Genomic DNA, 16,532 nt, shown 5'->3' with positions numbered 1-16,532 from the left:
TTATACAGTCTGTGTCGTTTCTACTCTCTCATCGCTTTGATAAATACGGTATGCAAAATATGATGTTATGAGGGTAATGACTATGATAATCGCTTCCATAATTATTATGTTCGTTATCACTCCCCTCTGATATAAAACGGCGAATATGTCAAGAAAAGTGTGCAGAAGAATCGCCGCCGGATAAAAGTACCACTTTCCCGGGCGCTTTACCGCAATAAATACGAAAACGGATAAAGCGATATGGAAGGCAATCGTAGCTACTCTCTCTACCGCCCCCAGCAAATACACATAAGGCGCCGTAGTATACAGGCTCATCAGGCTGCTTCTCACCACATCCTGTGATTCCTCCGGAACAAGTGCCACATAATTGTCAATTCCCCCCATAGAATTCAGCGTGGAAATAAGGAAAATAGAGCTTAGCATAGAAAATCCCACCACGAGAATGGATTCAATGCCTCCATGTCCGATTCCATAAGTAACTGCCGATTCTTTATCATCATTGTTCTTCATGAAAAACTTAAAAGCGACAAAACGCCCCGTTTCTTCAAATATTCCTGCCGCCAGCGCTCCGTAGAGAACATATGCCCATGTATTTCCATTTACAAAACGGGAAAGACCCGAATCCTTGATAATAAAAATGCTATGGCTGATATTCTCCAAAACAAGTGCAAATACGATAAAGATAAGGGCTCCTACAAAAAATGGCGCAATCCTCACCTTCATCTTTTTTCTCCACATAATGAGGAGTACGATCGGCAGAAAGATAGAAACCACCGCCGTAATCCACATATTCATCGTAGTAACTTGTGATACTTCATACATCATTTCATTCCCCCTTTCTCATATATATTTATGATATAATTAAGCCCATCAGCTCAAATGCAGCACATGTGTCGCGATCGAGAAATAAATCATCAGCGAAAGCGCATCCAGCACCGTGCTGATAAACGGACTCGCCATAACTGCCGGGTCGATTCCCACGCGTTTGGCAAATATCGGCAGCGTACAGCCGACCACCTTGGCAATGGACACCTCTGCAATAATCGTCAGACAGATTACTATAGCTACGTCGATTCCCGACTTGTCAAAGAGCATCAGTTTGATAAAATATGCCGCCGCAAGGGTAACTCCACAGATAATCGCTACCCGCAATTCCTTCCATATAATTATAAAAACATCCCGATAGCTGATTTCGTTCGAGGACAGACCCCGGATGATCGTGGCACTTACTTGTCCTCCTGCATTTCCGCTGGTACTCATCAGCATAGGAATAAAAGCGGTGAGCATCGGAACGGCGCTGAGCGCATCCTCAAAAGAGGTGATAATGCTTCCTGTAAAGGTCGCAGAAATCATCAATAATAAAAGCCAGGGGATTCTCTTTTTTGAGGTCTCGAAAATTCCTGTTTTCATATACGGCCTGTCACTGGGTACGATAGCCGCCATCTTCTCGATATCTTCCGTCGCCTCCTCCTGCAGGATATCCACAACGTCATCGACGGTAATGATACCTACAAGCCTTCCCTCGTTATCCGCCACGGGCATAGAGGTGAAGTCGTATTTCTGGAACTGCCTCGCAACCTCCTCCTGATCCATCAGCGTATTAAGGTATATGACGTTCTCATGCATAATATCCCCGATTACCGCATCCGGCGGGCTGATCAGCAAATAGCGCAGCGCCACCGTCCCCACTAACGTTCTCTTAGGATCCAGAACGTAGCAGATATTAATGGTCTCACTGTCTACGCCAATCTGGCGAATCCTCTGTATGGCATCCTCTACGGTCATGTTCTCCTTTAGGTCTACATACTCTACCGTCATGATGCTTCCGGCAGAGGACTCAGGATAACGCAGCAAATGATTGATATCCCTTCTCGTATCCGCACTGGCATGGGAAAGCAGCTTTTTTACAATATTGGCAGGCATTTCCTCCAAAAAGTCCGTAGCATCATCGGCCATAAGGTTATTGATGATATTAGCCGCTTCTCTGTCGGATAAGGATGTAATAATATATTGCTGGCTTTCTACCTCCAGATAGGAAAATACATCCGCCGCCATGCTCTTAGGAAGAATACGGAAGGTCTTTAGCAGCTCTTCCTCTCCTAGTTCCTCCAGAATGATTGCAATATCCGCAATATTAATGTCTGACAGCTTCTGGCGGAGTCTTGTGTACTGCTTGGTTTCCAATAGTTCTTCAATAACATCTAAATCCTTGATTTCTTCCATAGCAATGTTCCTCCATATGTGATTTTTATGCTCCGCCCGGGGAGAGGTATATCTGAACCAGATGAACTTATACTCGACTTCATAAAAACCACCACCTTTCTTAACATTGCATTGATACAACTTTTTTAGAAACTGAACAACTCACTACTTTGAGTATAATTGCAACTTTTTATTTGTCAACCGGTAACAAAATAATATTTTTTAATTTTTTCTAATTTTACTTTTCCGGCCGTAGCTTCGGTCAGGTCCGTATAAAGCTGCTCCTCTTCCTCATATGGGACCAAAAGCTTGAGCCTCACTGCATCCGTATATTCCGCCTCCATAACAGGAAGCCCCTTCTGCCCTAATATGTACTGAATCCTGCCTATTCCATTATAGTCTGTAGTCACGGAAAGCTCCGTGCCGTAGCGCATAGTAACGATCTCAGATGCTTTAATCCCTTCCTGAACCGCCTGCGTATATGCCCGTATCAGCCCTCCCGTTCCAAGCAAAGTCCCGCCAAAGTATCTGGTAACCACTACCGCTACGTTTCGTATTTCTGAGGCAAGCAGCACCTCCAGCATGGGCTTTCCTGCTGTTCCGGCAGGTTCTCCGTCGTCATTGCATCTGGTAAGCTGCCCTCTTTCCCCAAGGACAAAAGCGGAGCAGTTATGCCTGGCATCCCAATATTTCTTCTTCATTTCCTCAATAAAAGCAGCTGCCTCCTCTTCTGTCTCCGCCGGAGACAGCGTGGCTATAAATCTGGATTTCTTTTCTATAATCTCACTGCTTGCGCCTTTTTTCAATACTTTATAAGGTAAAAAGCTCTGTTCTTTTTCTATCACTGCTGCTTCGCTCCATACTTGTCTAATGTACCAAAACATTCGATACATTCTATCACAAAACGGAATAAAAGTGTATCTAATTGTGAACAATTCTTAATATAAAGCAATTAATTGGTAAAAAAACTTTATTTAACATCCATACTTTGTTATAATCGTAATGTTAGTTGTGCTTTATTATGCACACTTCAAGGAGGCAAAATTCATGAATTATGGAAAAAAGGGTGTCCGTAACAAACAAAAGGCACTCCATTCTAAATCTGCGAAGTGGGGGAGAAAATTTGCACTTACGTTTTTTAATGTTATCATAATCGCTATCGTTGCTGCAGCGATTATCGGGGTGAGCGCAGGGCTAGGCGTTTTCCGGGGAATTATTGACAGCGCGCCTGATATTGGCAACATCAATGTGCAGCCAACCGGTTTTTCAACTTTCGTATATGATATTGACGGCAATCAGATCTCTAAGCTGATTTCCGAAAACTCGAACCGTATTCCGGTCACGATGGACATGATTCCGGAATATCTGCCGCACGCTTTCGTATCGGTAGAAGACGAACGTTTCTATGAACATAACGGCATCGACATCCAAGGTATTATTCGTGCGGGCGTCATAGGCATTACTTCAGGCACCTTTTCGGAGGGAGCCAGTACCATCACCCAGCAGCTTCTGAAAAATAACGTATTTACAGACTGGGTAACGGAGGATAGCTTCGTAGAGAAGGTGGAGCGTAAGATTCAGGAGCAGTACCTCGCTTTGGAGCTGGAGAAGGTTTCTACTAAGGATGATATTATCTTAAATTATATGAACAGCATTAACTTGGGGCAGAATACACTCGGGGTTCAGGCCGCTTCCCAGCGCTATTTCAATAAGTCGGTAAGTAATTTGACCTTATCCGAATGCGCGGTCATTGCCAGCATTACCCAGAATCCAAGCCGTCTCAATCCCATTTCTCATCCGGACGCGAATGCTGTAAGGCGCGAAAAGGTGTTGAACAACATGCTGAAGCAGGGATATATCGATCAGTCGGAATACGATATTGCTTTGGCTGACGACGTATATTCACGCATCCAAAGCACCAATAAGGAAGTAGAAGACACTTCTGTCAATACATATTTTGTGGATGCTTTGACAGACGATGTGCTAGAAGACTTAGTGGCTGCCGGCTACAACGAAACTCAGGCATATACCCTGCTCTATTCCGGCGGTTTAAAGATCTACTCCACGCAGGATCCTGAAATTCAGGAGATTTGCGATGAAGTATTCAGCAATCCAGAGAATTATCCGGAAAATGTTAAGTGGTATTTGAATTACGAGCTGACCGTAGAAAAAAAGAACGGTGATATGGAGAATTACAGCACGGAAATGTTCAAAGAACATTTCAAGGAATCAAACCTTAAATTCAACCTCATTTATTCTTCTCAGGAAGAGGCGCTGGCGGCAATCGAAGAATATAAGGCAGCAGTAATGGTTACAGGCGATGAAGTATATGCCGAAAAGATTAATCTTACGCCTCAGCCCCAGGTGTCCCTTACCGTAGAAGATCAGAGCACCGGAGTCGTGGTGGCTTTGGTCGGCGGACGAGGTGCCAAGGAAGGAAGCCGTACTTTAAACAGGGCTACGGATACGGTAAGGCAGCCGGGCTCTACTTTCAAGGTCGTATCTACTTACGCACCGGCTCTTGACAGTGCAGGCCTAACGCTGGCCAGTATACAAAATGATGCCCCCTTCAATTATGCGGACGGCACTCCCGTAAGAAACTGGTACGGCGAAGCCTACCGCGGGCTTTGCTCTTTACGTTTAGGTATTCAGGACTCTCTGAATATCGTTGCAGTAAAAACCTTGACTCAGATCACTCCCCGTCTGGGCTTCGATTATCTGCAGAACTTCGGCTTCACTAGCCTTGTGGAGAATGAAGTCATCGGCGGCGAGACGAAATCTGATATCGTGCAGTCTCTGGCTCTCGGCGGTATTACAAGAGGCGTTACGAACGAAGAACTGAATGCAGCCTACGCTACTATTGCAAATCATGGCGTTTATATCAAGCCGAGACTGTACAATACGGTGGTAGACCATGACGGCAATGTTATTTTGGACAATACTCAGCCTGAAACCAAACAGGTGATTAAAGAAACTACCGCATTCCTCTTAACGGATGCAATGGTAGACGTTGTTACAAAAGGTACCGGCGGTTCTGTTAACTTCGGCGGCATGGCGATCGCCGGAAAGACGGGAACGACCTCCGACTACAACGACGTATGGTTCGCAGGCTATACTCCTTACTATACGGCTACCACATGGGCTGGTTTCGATAACAACACCAAGCTTACCGGTGAGGAAAAGAATCTTGCCAAAAAGCTTTGGAGATCGGTTATGGCAGAAATCCATACGGATTTGCCTAATGAAGCTTTTTCTGTTCCCGCAGGCATCGTAACCGCAACCGTATGTTCTAAATCCGGCAAATTGCCGATACCGGGATTATGCGATGCTACCTTGACCACAGAATATTTTGCAGAAGGCACAGTTCCCACGGAAAGCTGCAATGTTCACTACCAGGGCTCTATCTGCCAGTACAGCTCCTTACCGGCTACCGAATTCTGTCCGTTTAAGGTGGAAGGCGTTCTGGAGCTCACTCCTATAGAGGATGTGTCCTTACAAAGCGGTTCGGCTACTACTGCACAGGTAACGAATCCCGACGGAAGCGTATCCACGGTGACCGTACCGGCTAACCAGACTAATCTCTGTCCCCACAATGCCGAATTCTTTGCTACTCCCGGCTACGAGGCCATTATAGAGCAGCAGCGAAGCGAAATACAGCAGCGTAACATTGCTGCCCAGCAAGCAGCTCTGGCGGCGCAGCAAGAGGCTGCACAGCAGGCGGCGGAACAACAGCAGACGGCAGAACAGCCACAGCAATAATAAACTGTAAAAATTAATGAATAAAACCTATAAATAAAAAGGAAAGCATCTTACATTGGTCTATTTGACTACGTAAGGTGCTTTCTTTATATGTTTCCTTTAAAAACTTTATGTATAATTTCCTATTACTATTATATAGGTCTTTCTGTGCTCTTTTTATACGCCTTTAATATCGCGTATTTTCTTTTCCAGAGCTTCTACTCCATTTTTCGCATTGGAAATAGCCGTACACTGCTCTGCGAATTCATTGTACTCCGCTTCTTTAAACTGTTCATAATACAGTCTGCCGATTTCCGTGTAGTTTTTCTTAATTACCTCTTCACAAGCATTGATCTGGCTTCTCAGATTGGCGATCTCTGCAAAATCCTTCGCTTTATCCGCTACATCCTTTCCCGCTGTTACAACCGTCTCTCCTACTTTTTCAAAAAAATCCATTCCTTAATCCTCCTTATTTTTGTCGTTTTTATAGGTTCTTCCTTCTTCTACATATTCTGCCGCATTATGCAAATTAGTCTGTACTTCCTCCTCCGTCACCTTGCGCAATATCTTCCCCGGACATCCTATGATCAGGGAATTGTCTGGAACAACCATATTCTGCGGCACTAAAGCTCCAGCCCCGATAATACAATTCTTTCCTATTCTGGCCCCATTCAAAATAATGGCACCCATACCAATCAGTGTATTATCTTCCACCGTGCATCCATGCACGATAGCGCCATGGCCAACTGTTACGTTCCTTCCTATGTGTACCGGGAATCCGGTTTCCACATGTACTACGGCATTATCTTGTATATTGCTTCCGCTTTCGATTACAATCCAATCCCTATCCGCTCTGACGGTGGAATTAAACCAAATACTGGAGCCTTCCCCAACGGTTATATCGCCAAGTACAACCGCACCATCGGCGATAAAAACGCTATCGTGAATCTTTGCGTCCTTCATTACAATCCTCTTTTCTCTTTTTAGCATATTCTTATTTTACTACGATTCCGCTGTTCTTTTCAATACTAACCTGCTCACTTTCAGCATGTTATTCCTCTTACTGCCGGCCGAAAAAATTTACCGATATTTTTTATAATAAAAGGTGGATTTTCACGTTGACAAAATTATCTTCAGATGATACAATAGCCTTCGGTATTGCTGATGTGGCACAGTCGGTAGCGCACCTCATTGGTAGTGAGGAGGTCACGAGTTCGATTCTCGTCATCAGCTTGTCTTATAATGGTCTGAAAGCCTTGAAATTGTGGAGGTTTTCAGATTTTTTGTATCAAACTTAATGATTACAGTTGATTACAAAATATTGACTTTTGATAACAGATCGTTTTTGTTTATAACCCCTTTTATATAACTTTTATTTCTAATGGAAAACTCATAATATTTATGGGTTGTTGTACTGTCCTTATGTCTTAACTGTGCCTGTGCAATCTTTTCATCAACACCATTTGCTAATAAATAGGACGCATATGTCTTTCTTAGCTTGTGCATAGATCGAAATGGTATGTTTAGGTTATTGCATATCTTCTTCAATTCTTTATTAAAGAAATAAGATTTTAATCTCCCATACTCTTCATCAAAGAATACATAATCGCTTTTTATACCATTAGACATGTTGATTCGCTTGATTAAGCCAAAAACATCAATAGCCGAATTGGAAAGTTCTATACCATTCATACTGCATTCAGTTTTGGGAAATTCCCTTACATCATAAACGGTCTTCCCATCCGCATTCTTATATTTAACTTCTGTTCTTTGAATATATAGTATGTCTTGTTCGCAATCAGAATATTTGAGGGTACACAACTCCCCTACTCGAAGTCCCGTAAGAAGAGAAAATAAAACTCCTAATTCCCTAATAGTTTTATAGTTTGCGATAATGAAGTTTGCTATTTTAATAGCTTCATCTTCATTGAATACCTGCTGCGCATCCTTAACTATATTTTTCTTGAACTTTTTATCAGATACCTTGAAATCCTTTAATGTATATGTCATTGAGATACATTCAAGATTTCTTTCTGATTTTGCATAACTAAAAAGTCCATTTAAAACTGTTTTTAAATTGCTGAAAGCTTTTCTAGTTATTTTGTCATCACGATTTATTGTATCTTTTAGAAAAGAAATTACGTCATGTGAAGTAACATTCCTTATGTCCATTGACGCAAATTCTGTATTAACAATAAACTTATCGTAATCATTGTAATATCTATCAGCAGAATTCTTCTCGATATCTTTCTCCGATAACGCATAGGCAATCCACTCTTTAAATAGATGCCCTACTTCTGTATTGTTTTGATTATACTTTTCATATTCTGAAATAAGATACTCTTCCAGCTCATTTTTCGTTTTCTTGGCAACAATCCTCCTTTTATTGCTTTTACTTTCATCATAAATATAAGTCTTTACTCTACCGTCACCGGCCTCCCAAATTTTATATGGGTGTTGTTTTAACATTTCCTGTTTTTTCAAATCATTCATATTGTTTTGCACATCGTCAAGATTTATTTTATACTGATTTATCATAAATTGCAAAACTGATTTATCTGAAAAAGACAGACTTTCTATATTTGAAGCGCTATTTATTATTAATCATCGCCTTTCGTATTTATTTCATAAAAGACTAGGAGTGTAATATCCTAGCCTTTTTATTTTTATAACAAACTCTTTATCGTCAACAAACTCTCAAACAAAGCTACCAATCTATAATCTTTACTTACAATCTCTTCTTTAATTAAGGAACTTCCATGATAAGATCCGTCAACATAACGATACAAAATTCCATCTTTAACTTTATAATCTCCGAGATTATCCTGTGTCAACATTTTCAATCCAACTTCTTCACACAACGCTTTGAAGGCATCAAATTTATCAATATTCCCTTCTATCACTGTTCTAATTTGTACTTTTGCCATATTTTATCACCCAACTTTCTATAGCAAATTGTGTCGTTTTCCGGCATAAATCTCTTCCAAAATTTTTTGGTTACTGGTAATTTTTTGGTTACTCATTATTACATACTAACTCTGTCATCGATTTCCTTATTTTTTGCAGGATTGTATCGAGTGTCTCCATGTACGCGTGTAAAACCTAAGTATCCATTCATTCTGTCGATCTTAGTAATCATCTTACTGCCACACTGAGGGCAAACATCCATTTCCACTTGTTGATACCCGCAATCTTCGCAATAACATAATGCAAGATTTACGCCTTCATAAAAACCTTTTTCCATCGCTCTTAAAATTAATGTCTTGATAGCTAATTTATTATAATTTAAGTTATATCTACAATACTGTATCTTACCACCATTAAACATATCCCAAAAACGTTCTTCTTTATCCTGCTTCTCTATAGGAGATATTTGTTCTGTAACATGACAGTGGAAACTATTGCTTACATACGGTTTATCAGACACATTCTCTACAACTCCATATAATTTACGAAACTGTTCAATCTGTAGTCCGCATAACGATTCAGCGGGAGTACCATAAATGGCATAAAGAATTTTATCTTCCTTTTTTATTCTGTCGATGTAATCATTTATGTATCTCATAACTTCTAAAGCAAATTCGCCATCTTCTCTAATAGATTTTCCATTAAAGAGTCTTTGTAGCTCGTTAAGTGCTGTTATACCATAAGATATTGTCATAGGATTAAGAATACTTTTGATTTTATCGTCAGGCTTTAAATTTCCACCATAAGCGCCACCTTCACAAAACATAATTGGATTTGTAGATGCTCTTAATTCGCCAATATAATCCATGGTTCGTTTATGTAATCCTCTGATTAATTCGAGATAATAGTTTAATACCTCATAAAAATCTTTGGATTCTTGTCTGGCTTTCGCCAATATCATTGGCAAATGTAATGAAACAGCACCACAATTAAATCTTCCTTCAAATACTGGTTTATCATTTTCATCTTCCGGCTCCATTCCCCCACGTTCATACCACGGAGAAAGAAATGCTCTACACATAATTAATCCACTATCACTAGTGGTACTGACTAGCTTTTCCCTCGGAGATGTTCCTACTCTCTTCATAGGGCGGTATCTTTGGAAATGGCGCTTATCTCCATTTCTACACGGTTACACTCATCACCGTTAGTCGATTCACTTTATTTCTAAAGCACAGCTTCATCTATAGTTCAAACGAATCTCTTCTCCTATAGACCTATCTGTTAGCAGTCATAATAACCACACCTGTTAAGCAACAGTTAAATACCGTTTTACATGGGCTGATTTGCACTTACCCATAGGACTTACAACTCTATCATATTTTTTATACATCTCTGGCACGTACCCTTCACCAGTAAGACTCAACCAATCTGGATACATTGTCTTGCTACTACATTCAATTCCTGCGTTAAATACATCTGCGCTCGGATACTTATCACTCCCATCGCCATGTAATTCCTTATCATATAAAAATACAATCTTAGGAAATAGCACGGGTTTCTTGAATCCTTTTTTACCCTGTCCTTTAGCATGTACATCTAATAATGTTATAGCTGCCATTTTTCCAAATTTTGACATAGACAAACCAAGCGTCATTGTGATGAAAGGATAATCTCCTCGCGAACTACCAACCGTGTTTAACTTATACTCAATCCCTTGCCAGCCCTGTTCAAAATCACGTTTGACATCGTAGTCCGCTTCTTCTTTTGATGCGCTATCTGCTTGCGACCATAGTTCATCCATAATCGATTTAGACAAAGAAGCCCATTCTATACCTAACGATTTCACCGTCTTTCTTTTATCACTCATAAGTAATTTGAAATATTTTTTATATTGTTTACTATATGTTTTTTGTGCATATGGAGAGAGAATCTTATCAACTTCTGGCACGGTAAATCCGCCATACTCTTGAGCAGCGGTTGAAAGAATAATATCACCCATCACATCAAAAGCTGTATCAAGTGAATTAGGTTCGTTATACCAGACGTTACCCATCTCAAAACCGCCACGCATGACATCCCCGACTTTCGCCAAACAACAATTAAACGAATCCAGTCTTGCGCTTCTATCATGAATATAAATATACCCGTCTTTCATAGCTTGTTTTTCAGCGTGCGTAAGAAAGAACTTTTTATATAACTCACTACTTAATTCGTTATATATAAGGCTTCGTTTTGTAGCTACTAAAGCCGAGTCTGTATTAGCATTACTTTTATCTCCAATATATCTTATTGCTTGGCTTCGTTCATATACTTTGTCCATCATATGTACGAAGTCTTTTTTATAATTTCTGTATTCCTTATACATCTTTGCAATTAAAGGAAAATGTTCTTCTAATACCGATTCTACAATATTATGCATCTCATATATTTCAGTATCTTCCATGTCACTCTCTACAAGTCTTTGCCAGACAGACGAACAAATTAACTGATAGTCTTCATCAGATAAATTCACCATCGCCCTTCTTGCCGCCTTGTTACAAGCATCTATTATTTTTTGTTCGTCATATTCTTCTAAAGTTCCATCTTTTTTAATTATCTGCAATATTTACCCTCCGACTAATTTACCATTTGTTCCATTCTAATAATGTCATAAACATCATATTCTCTTGGTGGCTGATGATACAAATATACATTCCATGCAATAATAATTAACCCACAAATAATCCACCAAAAGAGATTACTATTCTTATTAACAGTACCCATAATAATCCTTTATGTAATTCATAGCCCACTCATGAGCATGACTACCCGTTTCGATCCTGTCCACCATCTCGTAAATCCACGAATGAAACAGTGATTTCTTGTCCTTATTTTTCAATTTTTTATCTCTGTTATAGAATCCAATGACCGGAATATTATTAACAAACGCTTCATGTATTTCTACAATACTGCCTACTGACTGTCTAATACTATCTAAATTAACCAGCACTACGTCCGACTCTCTAACTTTACGCAGCAAAAATCTAAAAACTTCACTATCTGTTTTATGGTACGATTTATCGTACTCAAAATAATCATTTGGATTGATACAAATAAATCCTTCTGCATTTTTCTCAAACCATTCTTCACTCTCAACCCTCCACTTCTGACTTTCCTCGAAACTTACCTGCTCACACGCTCCACATAAGTATATCTTCTTCATCTACCCTCCAAATATTTCACAATAGTATTTACCACATCGTCAATATTATTGGACTTATTGTTGTAGACAATCTTGCCCACAATGTTTTCAACTCCCTTAAAGTCTTCATTATCGTGTAATAGCCTACGTTCAGCTTCTTCTTTATTATCTCCTCGCTTCTTCAAGCGTTCTTTTATGGTCTGATTATTAGCATAAATATAGATGGCGGTAAGTTTTGGGTCTAAGGTGTTCAGCACATCCCTATATCCATCTGGCGTAAGTATGATGATAGTTTTTTTATCTGAATTTATGTAAGATTCTTTTGAGGAGCCATATTTACAAATACCAAATGCTGTTTCATAAGTTTTGTACTCTGCAAAGAATCCTTCTTTTACTTTTGCATCGAACTCATAATCGTTTATAAAGTGATATGTGGAACCTTGAACTTCTCCGTCTCTCATAGGACGGGTTGTATATGTAATTGCCCTTTTAAATCCATGCTCTTTTACAAGTTTATTTACAATACTGTCCTTCCCCGAATTTGTCTTTCCCAACATAGTAACCACTTTATCACACCTCAAACTTTCTTATTTTCTCAATAAATCTGTCTATCTCATTTTTATCTTCACTAATCATTTCCACCCTTACAGACTTACTTTGACTAAGAGAAAATACAGAGATAATTGATTTTGCATCAACCGCTATACTTCCATCGTAAATATTAATGTCACTAATAAAAGAACTACATATATTAATAAATTCCGTAGTATCTTCCGGTGACTTGAATTTTATTTCCATGCTTTTCACTTTTTCTCCTCTAATCGGTATAAATTGTGTGCTCCGTCGTTCCTGACAAAGCTATAATTTAACGTTCCGTTGCTGTCAAAAAATAAACATCCATCCGTGGTATCATCTATTTCAAATGCAAATTCACACGCTAGAATAGTGTCTTCAGATACCTCTACTTCTAAATATCTACCGTTTGCAATAGTCGTAAATTGATCTTCCGTCAGAACACCAAGCATACTATCATCACCAAATTCTCCATTTTCTATTCTGTTTAAAATAATGCTTGCAACATTACACTTCTGTTCAAACGAATATTCATCACCAACTTCGGCTTGAACAACACGAAACAATAAATCCAACTCTTTTTCCGTGTAATAATCGTATATTGTTTCTGGCTTATCAATGAAGAGGTCGTATTTTGTAAATATACTTTTATAATCTAAATACCACTCTTTCAAATCCGTATAAAAACCCTTTTGATAATCAGCTATAGCAGAAATATATTCGAGTTGTGCCATTTCATAAACATTCAAATCTCGAATTGTCTTCGACCTATCATCTGTTTGTTCTTCAACAACTTCTGTTTCTGGTTGCTTCTCTACTTCCAGTTCAATAACTTCTCGTCTTTCTTCCTTATTGTGCGACATAACACCAAACAGTAGAGCAGTGTCAACTAAAACTATTGCAAAGATAATAAAAACAACTATATTCTCCGCGTTTCTCATTAATATTGTTACTATTTTTTTCATTCATCCTCCGTTATAGAGGATACCGGTATCCATTTATTTTTCTGTGCGTCCACAGTGCATAATTCATTTTGGGATTTTGAATTATCTTATATGTATATTCTCTGTTTGATGCGCCAACATCATTAATAATTAATCATTTTCATAAACTCTTCTTCTGTAATAACTGGAATTCTTAATTCAAAAGCTTTCTTATTTTTCCCACTATTTGATGTGGAGTCATTATTTATCAAAAAGTCTGTTTTAGTACTCACACTTCCTGATACCTTCCCACCAAGGGATTCAATCAGTTCTTTAAGCTCATCTCTATTTTTAAAGCGATTGACGCTACCAGTTATTACGAATGTTTTTCTATCCAAAGTATTCAAAACATCTTTTTGCTGATTAAGTTTTGGTTCATTAAAAACAAACTCGTCTGCCAATTTCTTTACCCATAGGCAATTGTGTAGAATAAAATTATTCATACTATCATTCATAGTTGCTCCAAAATCATCAAGTAAAGTCCAGTTATAATTATTTATCCACTTATCAAAGAAATCTTCAAAACTTCCATTCAGATACTTTGAAATAGTTTTACTTGCTGTTTTTCCGATAAGCGGTATTGATAGCGAATATATAAATCTATCAAGCGCAGTATTTCTACTTTTTTCTATATTATCAATCAGCTTATATACTGACTTCTGACCGAAACCACTACATTTAATCCATTCACCTGTATATTGTTTTAAATCGTATATATCTTTAAATCGTCTTATCCATCCCTTATTTACAACAAACTCAATCGTTGCTTCACTCATATCTTCTATGTTAATAGCGTTCTTTGAACAGAAATGAACTATCCTTGCGAGTAACTTGGCGGTACAAGCGTCGTTGCAACAATGGAGTGTCTTACTTCCATTCTCATTGTGGATTTCTGCTTCTCCACCACAGCATGGACATTTATCTGGAATCATCCATGTATTACTCTTTGTAAGATTTGCATGTACCTTAGGTATTACCATGTTGCTTCTGTAAATTTGTATCGTGTCGCCAATTCCTAATTCTAAATCTTCTATATAAGATACATTGTGTAAGGTGGCTCTCGTGGTAACAGCCCCTTCAAGGTCTACCGGATTAAAAATAGCAACGGGGTTAATTAGTCCCGTTTTAGATGTGTTCCACTCAATATCCGTCAATATCGTCTCATATAATTGATCCTGCCATTTAAAAGCCAACATATCAAGAGGGTGATGCGAAGTGGTTCCAAGGGATTTCCCATACCCTGTATCATCATAGCGGTAAATTAGACCGTCAACTGGTAGTCTAAAATTTTCTGGATTAAACTTTCTAAAACACTCTTCTAAATTTCCACTAACCATACAATGTTCCACAACCGGCATATCCAAATCTGATGCATAGGCATAATTCCCTATTAGATTTCCAGATTCAAATCCATCCACCACATCGAACACGTAATACTCTAACTTCCGTTCAATAGCAATATTAGCGTCTAACTGTCTTAGTGTCCCGGCTGCAAGATTACGTGGATGAGAATACGTTTCTTCTAATTCGGAATTAATTTCTTCAAATGTGCCCCACGGAATTACACATTCTCCTCTAAACGTAATGTTTGCTGGCTCTCTAAGTTTAACTGGAAGATTGATGCAATGCTTAAATGTATGAGTAACATCCTCTCCGACTATACCGTTCCCTCTAGTGACCGCCTTGTAAAGCATTCCATTTTTATACTCCGCTACCACTGTTAATCCGTCCAGCTTCCACGACTGAATCACATCGTTGTCTCCAATAAACTTACGAACTATTGCTAAGTCCTTTGTTTTATTAGATGAAAGCATTGGATATTTATGTTCTACTTTTACAAGAAAATCAACGACATCTCCCTGAACTTTCTGTGTAGGAGATCCGGTTAATATGTATCCTGTTTCATTTTCAAGAGCGAACAACTCATCGTACAAGTCGTCGTACTGTTTATCTGTCATAGTTAGATTATCGTACTTATAATAGGCATTTGCAGCTTTGTTAAGTTCTTCCACTAATTCATTAATTCTATCTACTTTATTCAACAACATCCTCCTTTAATTAATCCTACAGAAACATATCTTCCGGAATATCTCCAAATAATTGTGGACATCCATAATCTTCGGCATATTCTTGATTTATGTAGTACTCTTTATAATCAATACCAGTGATATACGCAAGATGAAAACCATTACTTCGTTTATCAATATATTCGTTAATTGCTTTTGCAAAATCACAAGGTTCTAATCCATGTCCTTCATACCCTGTAAATTCTCCATTGATATATAGCCAAAACCAATCGTCACTTGATACTGTACATACTTTCAATATAAACTGATTAATATTATTCAATCATTACCCTCCTTTGAAATCCCCGATTCATGACTTTTTAGAAATACCTCTTCGCCTCGTTGGACGTGTGAACGTCGTTTGGTTTGATAATGACCTTTCTTGAAAAGAAATATCTATCGTCACACACAAGCACATACATATATGTCATGTTTTCAAAATCATCAACTACCTTGCCAGCCATGTGTCCAAAATAGATCGAGTCTTGATCTAATGGCTTAAAGCAACACAATCTGCCAATTGGGATTTCGCACTCAATAATATCGCTTTGATTCTTATTCTCTTTTTTACTATGCTCAAACGCTCTTAACTCATCTTTGGATAGCCATTTCGCCCATGCTCCGCAATCATCACAATATAAACCAGTGTTATTGCCCTTTACCTCTGTGTGGAGCGATGTGCTACCACACTTTTTACAACAGTTCTGATACATTATTCGTCCTCCTCATCACAAGATTCAGCATTCAACACCCGAAAACTAGTAACATCAAATCCTAATTCATTTTCTGCATTTGATATTGCCTCATTTTCATTGTTTGCCTCTACTTCCACTTCAACCTGTGCCGTCACTACCCACGTTCCCATATAATAGACCTCCT

16 protein-coding genes, 1 tRNA gene and 2 pseudogenes are annotated in these 16,532 nt (G+C 38.8%); 2 read left to right on the top strand and 17 right to left on the bottom strand.

What is annotated here, in order from left to right:
* The 3 genes from V6984_RS09560 to V6984_RS09550 all read right to left on the bottom strand — a co-directional run bounded on the left by V6984_RS09560 (position 1) and on the right by V6984_RS09550 (position 3,086).
* A complete protein-coding gene (locus tag V6984_RS09560; RefSeq protein WP_342759552.1) occupies positions 1-825 on the bottom strand; it encodes a YhfC family intramembrane metalloprotease in 825 nt (274 codons plus the stop codon).
* 45 nt (positions 826-870) lie between these two features.
* On the bottom strand, positions 871-2,223 hold the full coding sequence (gene mgtE / locus V6984_RS09555) for a magnesium transporter (RefSeq protein ID WP_342759551.1): 1,353 nt from the start codon (positions 2,221-2,223) through the stop codon (positions 871-873).
* 176 nt (positions 2,224-2,399) lie between these two features.
* Positions 2,400-3,086 carry a YigZ family protein gene (locus V6984_RS09550; RefSeq protein ID WP_342759550.1) on the bottom strand — a complete coding sequence of 229 codons (687 nt, stop codon included), beginning with the start codon at positions 3,084-3,086 and terminating at the stop codon, positions 2,400-2,402.
* Between the two features lie 163 nt (positions 3,087-3,249).
* Here V6984_RS09550 and V6984_RS09545 point away from each other — a divergent pair, with 163 nt between their 5' ends.
* Positions 3,250-5,961, top strand: a complete 2,712-nt coding sequence (locus V6984_RS09545; protein WP_342759549.1) for a transglycosylase domain-containing protein — start codon at positions 3,250-3,252, stop codon at positions 5,959-5,961.
* A 156-nt stretch (positions 5,962-6,117) separates the two neighbouring features.
* Here the strand turns inward: V6984_RS09545 and V6984_RS09540 are convergent, their stop codons facing one another.
* Entirely contained in the window at positions 6,118-6,396 is a 279-nt protein-coding gene (locus tag V6984_RS09540) for a zinc ribbon domain-containing protein (protein ID WP_342759548.1), read from the bottom strand.
* A 3-nt stretch (positions 6,397-6,399) separates the two neighbouring features.
* A complete protein-coding gene (locus V6984_RS09535) occupies positions 6,400-6,930 on the bottom strand; it encodes a gamma carbonic anhydrase family protein (protein WP_342759547.1) in 531 nt (176 codons plus the stop codon).
* 170 nt (positions 6,931-7,100) lie between these two features.
* Here V6984_RS09535 and V6984_RS09530 point away from each other — a divergent pair.
* Positions 7,101-7,173, top strand: a tRNA-Thr gene (locus V6984_RS09530).
* A gap of 78 nt (positions 7,174-7,251) precedes the next feature.
* On the opposite strand, the gene V6984_RS09525 is transcribed toward V6984_RS09530, so the two are convergent.
* From V6984_RS09525 to V6984_RS09470, 12 genes and pseudogenes are all read right to left on the bottom strand, one after another.
* Positions 7,252-8,433, bottom strand: a complete 1,182-nt coding sequence (locus V6984_RS09525) for a site-specific integrase (RefSeq protein ID WP_342759546.1) — start codon at positions 8,431-8,433, stop codon at positions 7,252-7,254.
* 173 nt (positions 8,434-8,606) lie between these two features.
* On the bottom strand, positions 8,607-8,867 hold the full coding sequence (locus V6984_RS09520; RefSeq protein WP_342759545.1) for a hypothetical protein: 261 nt from the start codon (positions 8,865-8,867) through the stop codon (positions 8,607-8,609).
* Positions 8,868-8,965: 98 nt separating this feature from the next.
* A pseudogene (gene nrdD / locus V6984_RS09515) lies at positions 8,966-9,925 on the bottom strand (anaerobic ribonucleoside-triphosphate reductase); the annotation flags it as partial.
* A gap of 276 nt (positions 9,926-10,201) precedes the next feature.
* Positions 10,202-11,455: pseudogene (gene nrdD / locus V6984_RS09510) on the bottom strand (anaerobic ribonucleoside-triphosphate reductase); the annotation flags it as partial.
* Positions 11,456-11,599: 144 nt separating this feature from the next.
* Positions 11,600-12,052, bottom strand: coding sequence for a hypothetical protein (locus V6984_RS09505; RefSeq protein WP_342759544.1), 453 nt, complete (start codon positions 12,050-12,052; stop codon positions 11,600-11,602).
* Positions 12,049-12,588, bottom strand: a complete 540-nt coding sequence (locus tag V6984_RS09500; RefSeq protein WP_342759543.1) for a guanylate kinase — start codon at positions 12,586-12,588, stop codon at positions 12,049-12,051. The genes V6984_RS09505 and V6984_RS09500 overlap by 4 nt, the downstream gene beginning before the upstream one ends.
* A 13-nt stretch (positions 12,589-12,601) precedes the next feature.
* Positions 12,602-12,838 (bottom strand): HPr family phosphocarrier protein, encoded by a 237-nt coding sequence (locus V6984_RS09495; protein ID WP_425324239.1) that lies wholly within the window; start codon positions 12,836-12,838, stop codon positions 12,602-12,604.
* Positions 12,835-13,569, bottom strand: a complete 735-nt coding sequence (locus V6984_RS09490; protein WP_342759542.1) for a cell wall hydrolase — start codon at positions 13,567-13,569, stop codon at positions 12,835-12,837. Before V6984_RS09490 ends, V6984_RS09495 begins: the two co-directional genes overlap by 4 nt.
* Before the next feature lie 122 nt (positions 13,570-13,691).
* The gene (ligA, locus tag V6984_RS09485; protein WP_342759541.1) at positions 13,692-15,629 is read right to left on the bottom strand and encodes an NAD-dependent DNA ligase LigA; all 1,938 of its coding nucleotides are present in this window, start codon (positions 15,627-15,629) and stop codon (positions 13,692-13,694) included.
* A 22-nt stretch (positions 15,630-15,651) separates the two neighbouring features.
* A complete protein-coding gene (locus V6984_RS09480; RefSeq protein ID WP_342759540.1) occupies positions 15,652-15,936 on the bottom strand; it encodes a hypothetical protein in 285 nt (94 codons plus the stop codon).
* A gap of 37 nt (positions 15,937-15,973) precedes the next feature.
* Positions 15,974-16,366: a hypothetical protein gene (locus V6984_RS09475; RefSeq protein WP_342759539.1), complete on the bottom strand. Its 393-nt coding sequence runs from the start codon at positions 16,364-16,366 to the stop codon at positions 15,974-15,976.
* A complete protein-coding gene (locus tag V6984_RS09470) occupies positions 16,366-16,518 on the bottom strand; it encodes a hypothetical protein (RefSeq protein WP_342759538.1) in 153 nt (50 codons plus the stop codon). Before V6984_RS09470 ends, V6984_RS09475 begins: the two co-directional genes overlap by 1 nt.
* Between the last annotated feature and the right edge of the window lie 14 nt (positions 16,519-16,532).

The organism is Kineothrix sp. IPX-CK (assembly GCF_039134705.1).
GTDB classification, from domain to species: Bacteria; Bacillota; Clostridia; order Lachnospirales; family Lachnospiraceae; genus Kineothrix; species Kineothrix sedimenti.
The sequence above is the reverse complement of the archived record's forward strand: the minus strand, read 5'-3'. Positions and strand labels throughout refer to the sequence as shown.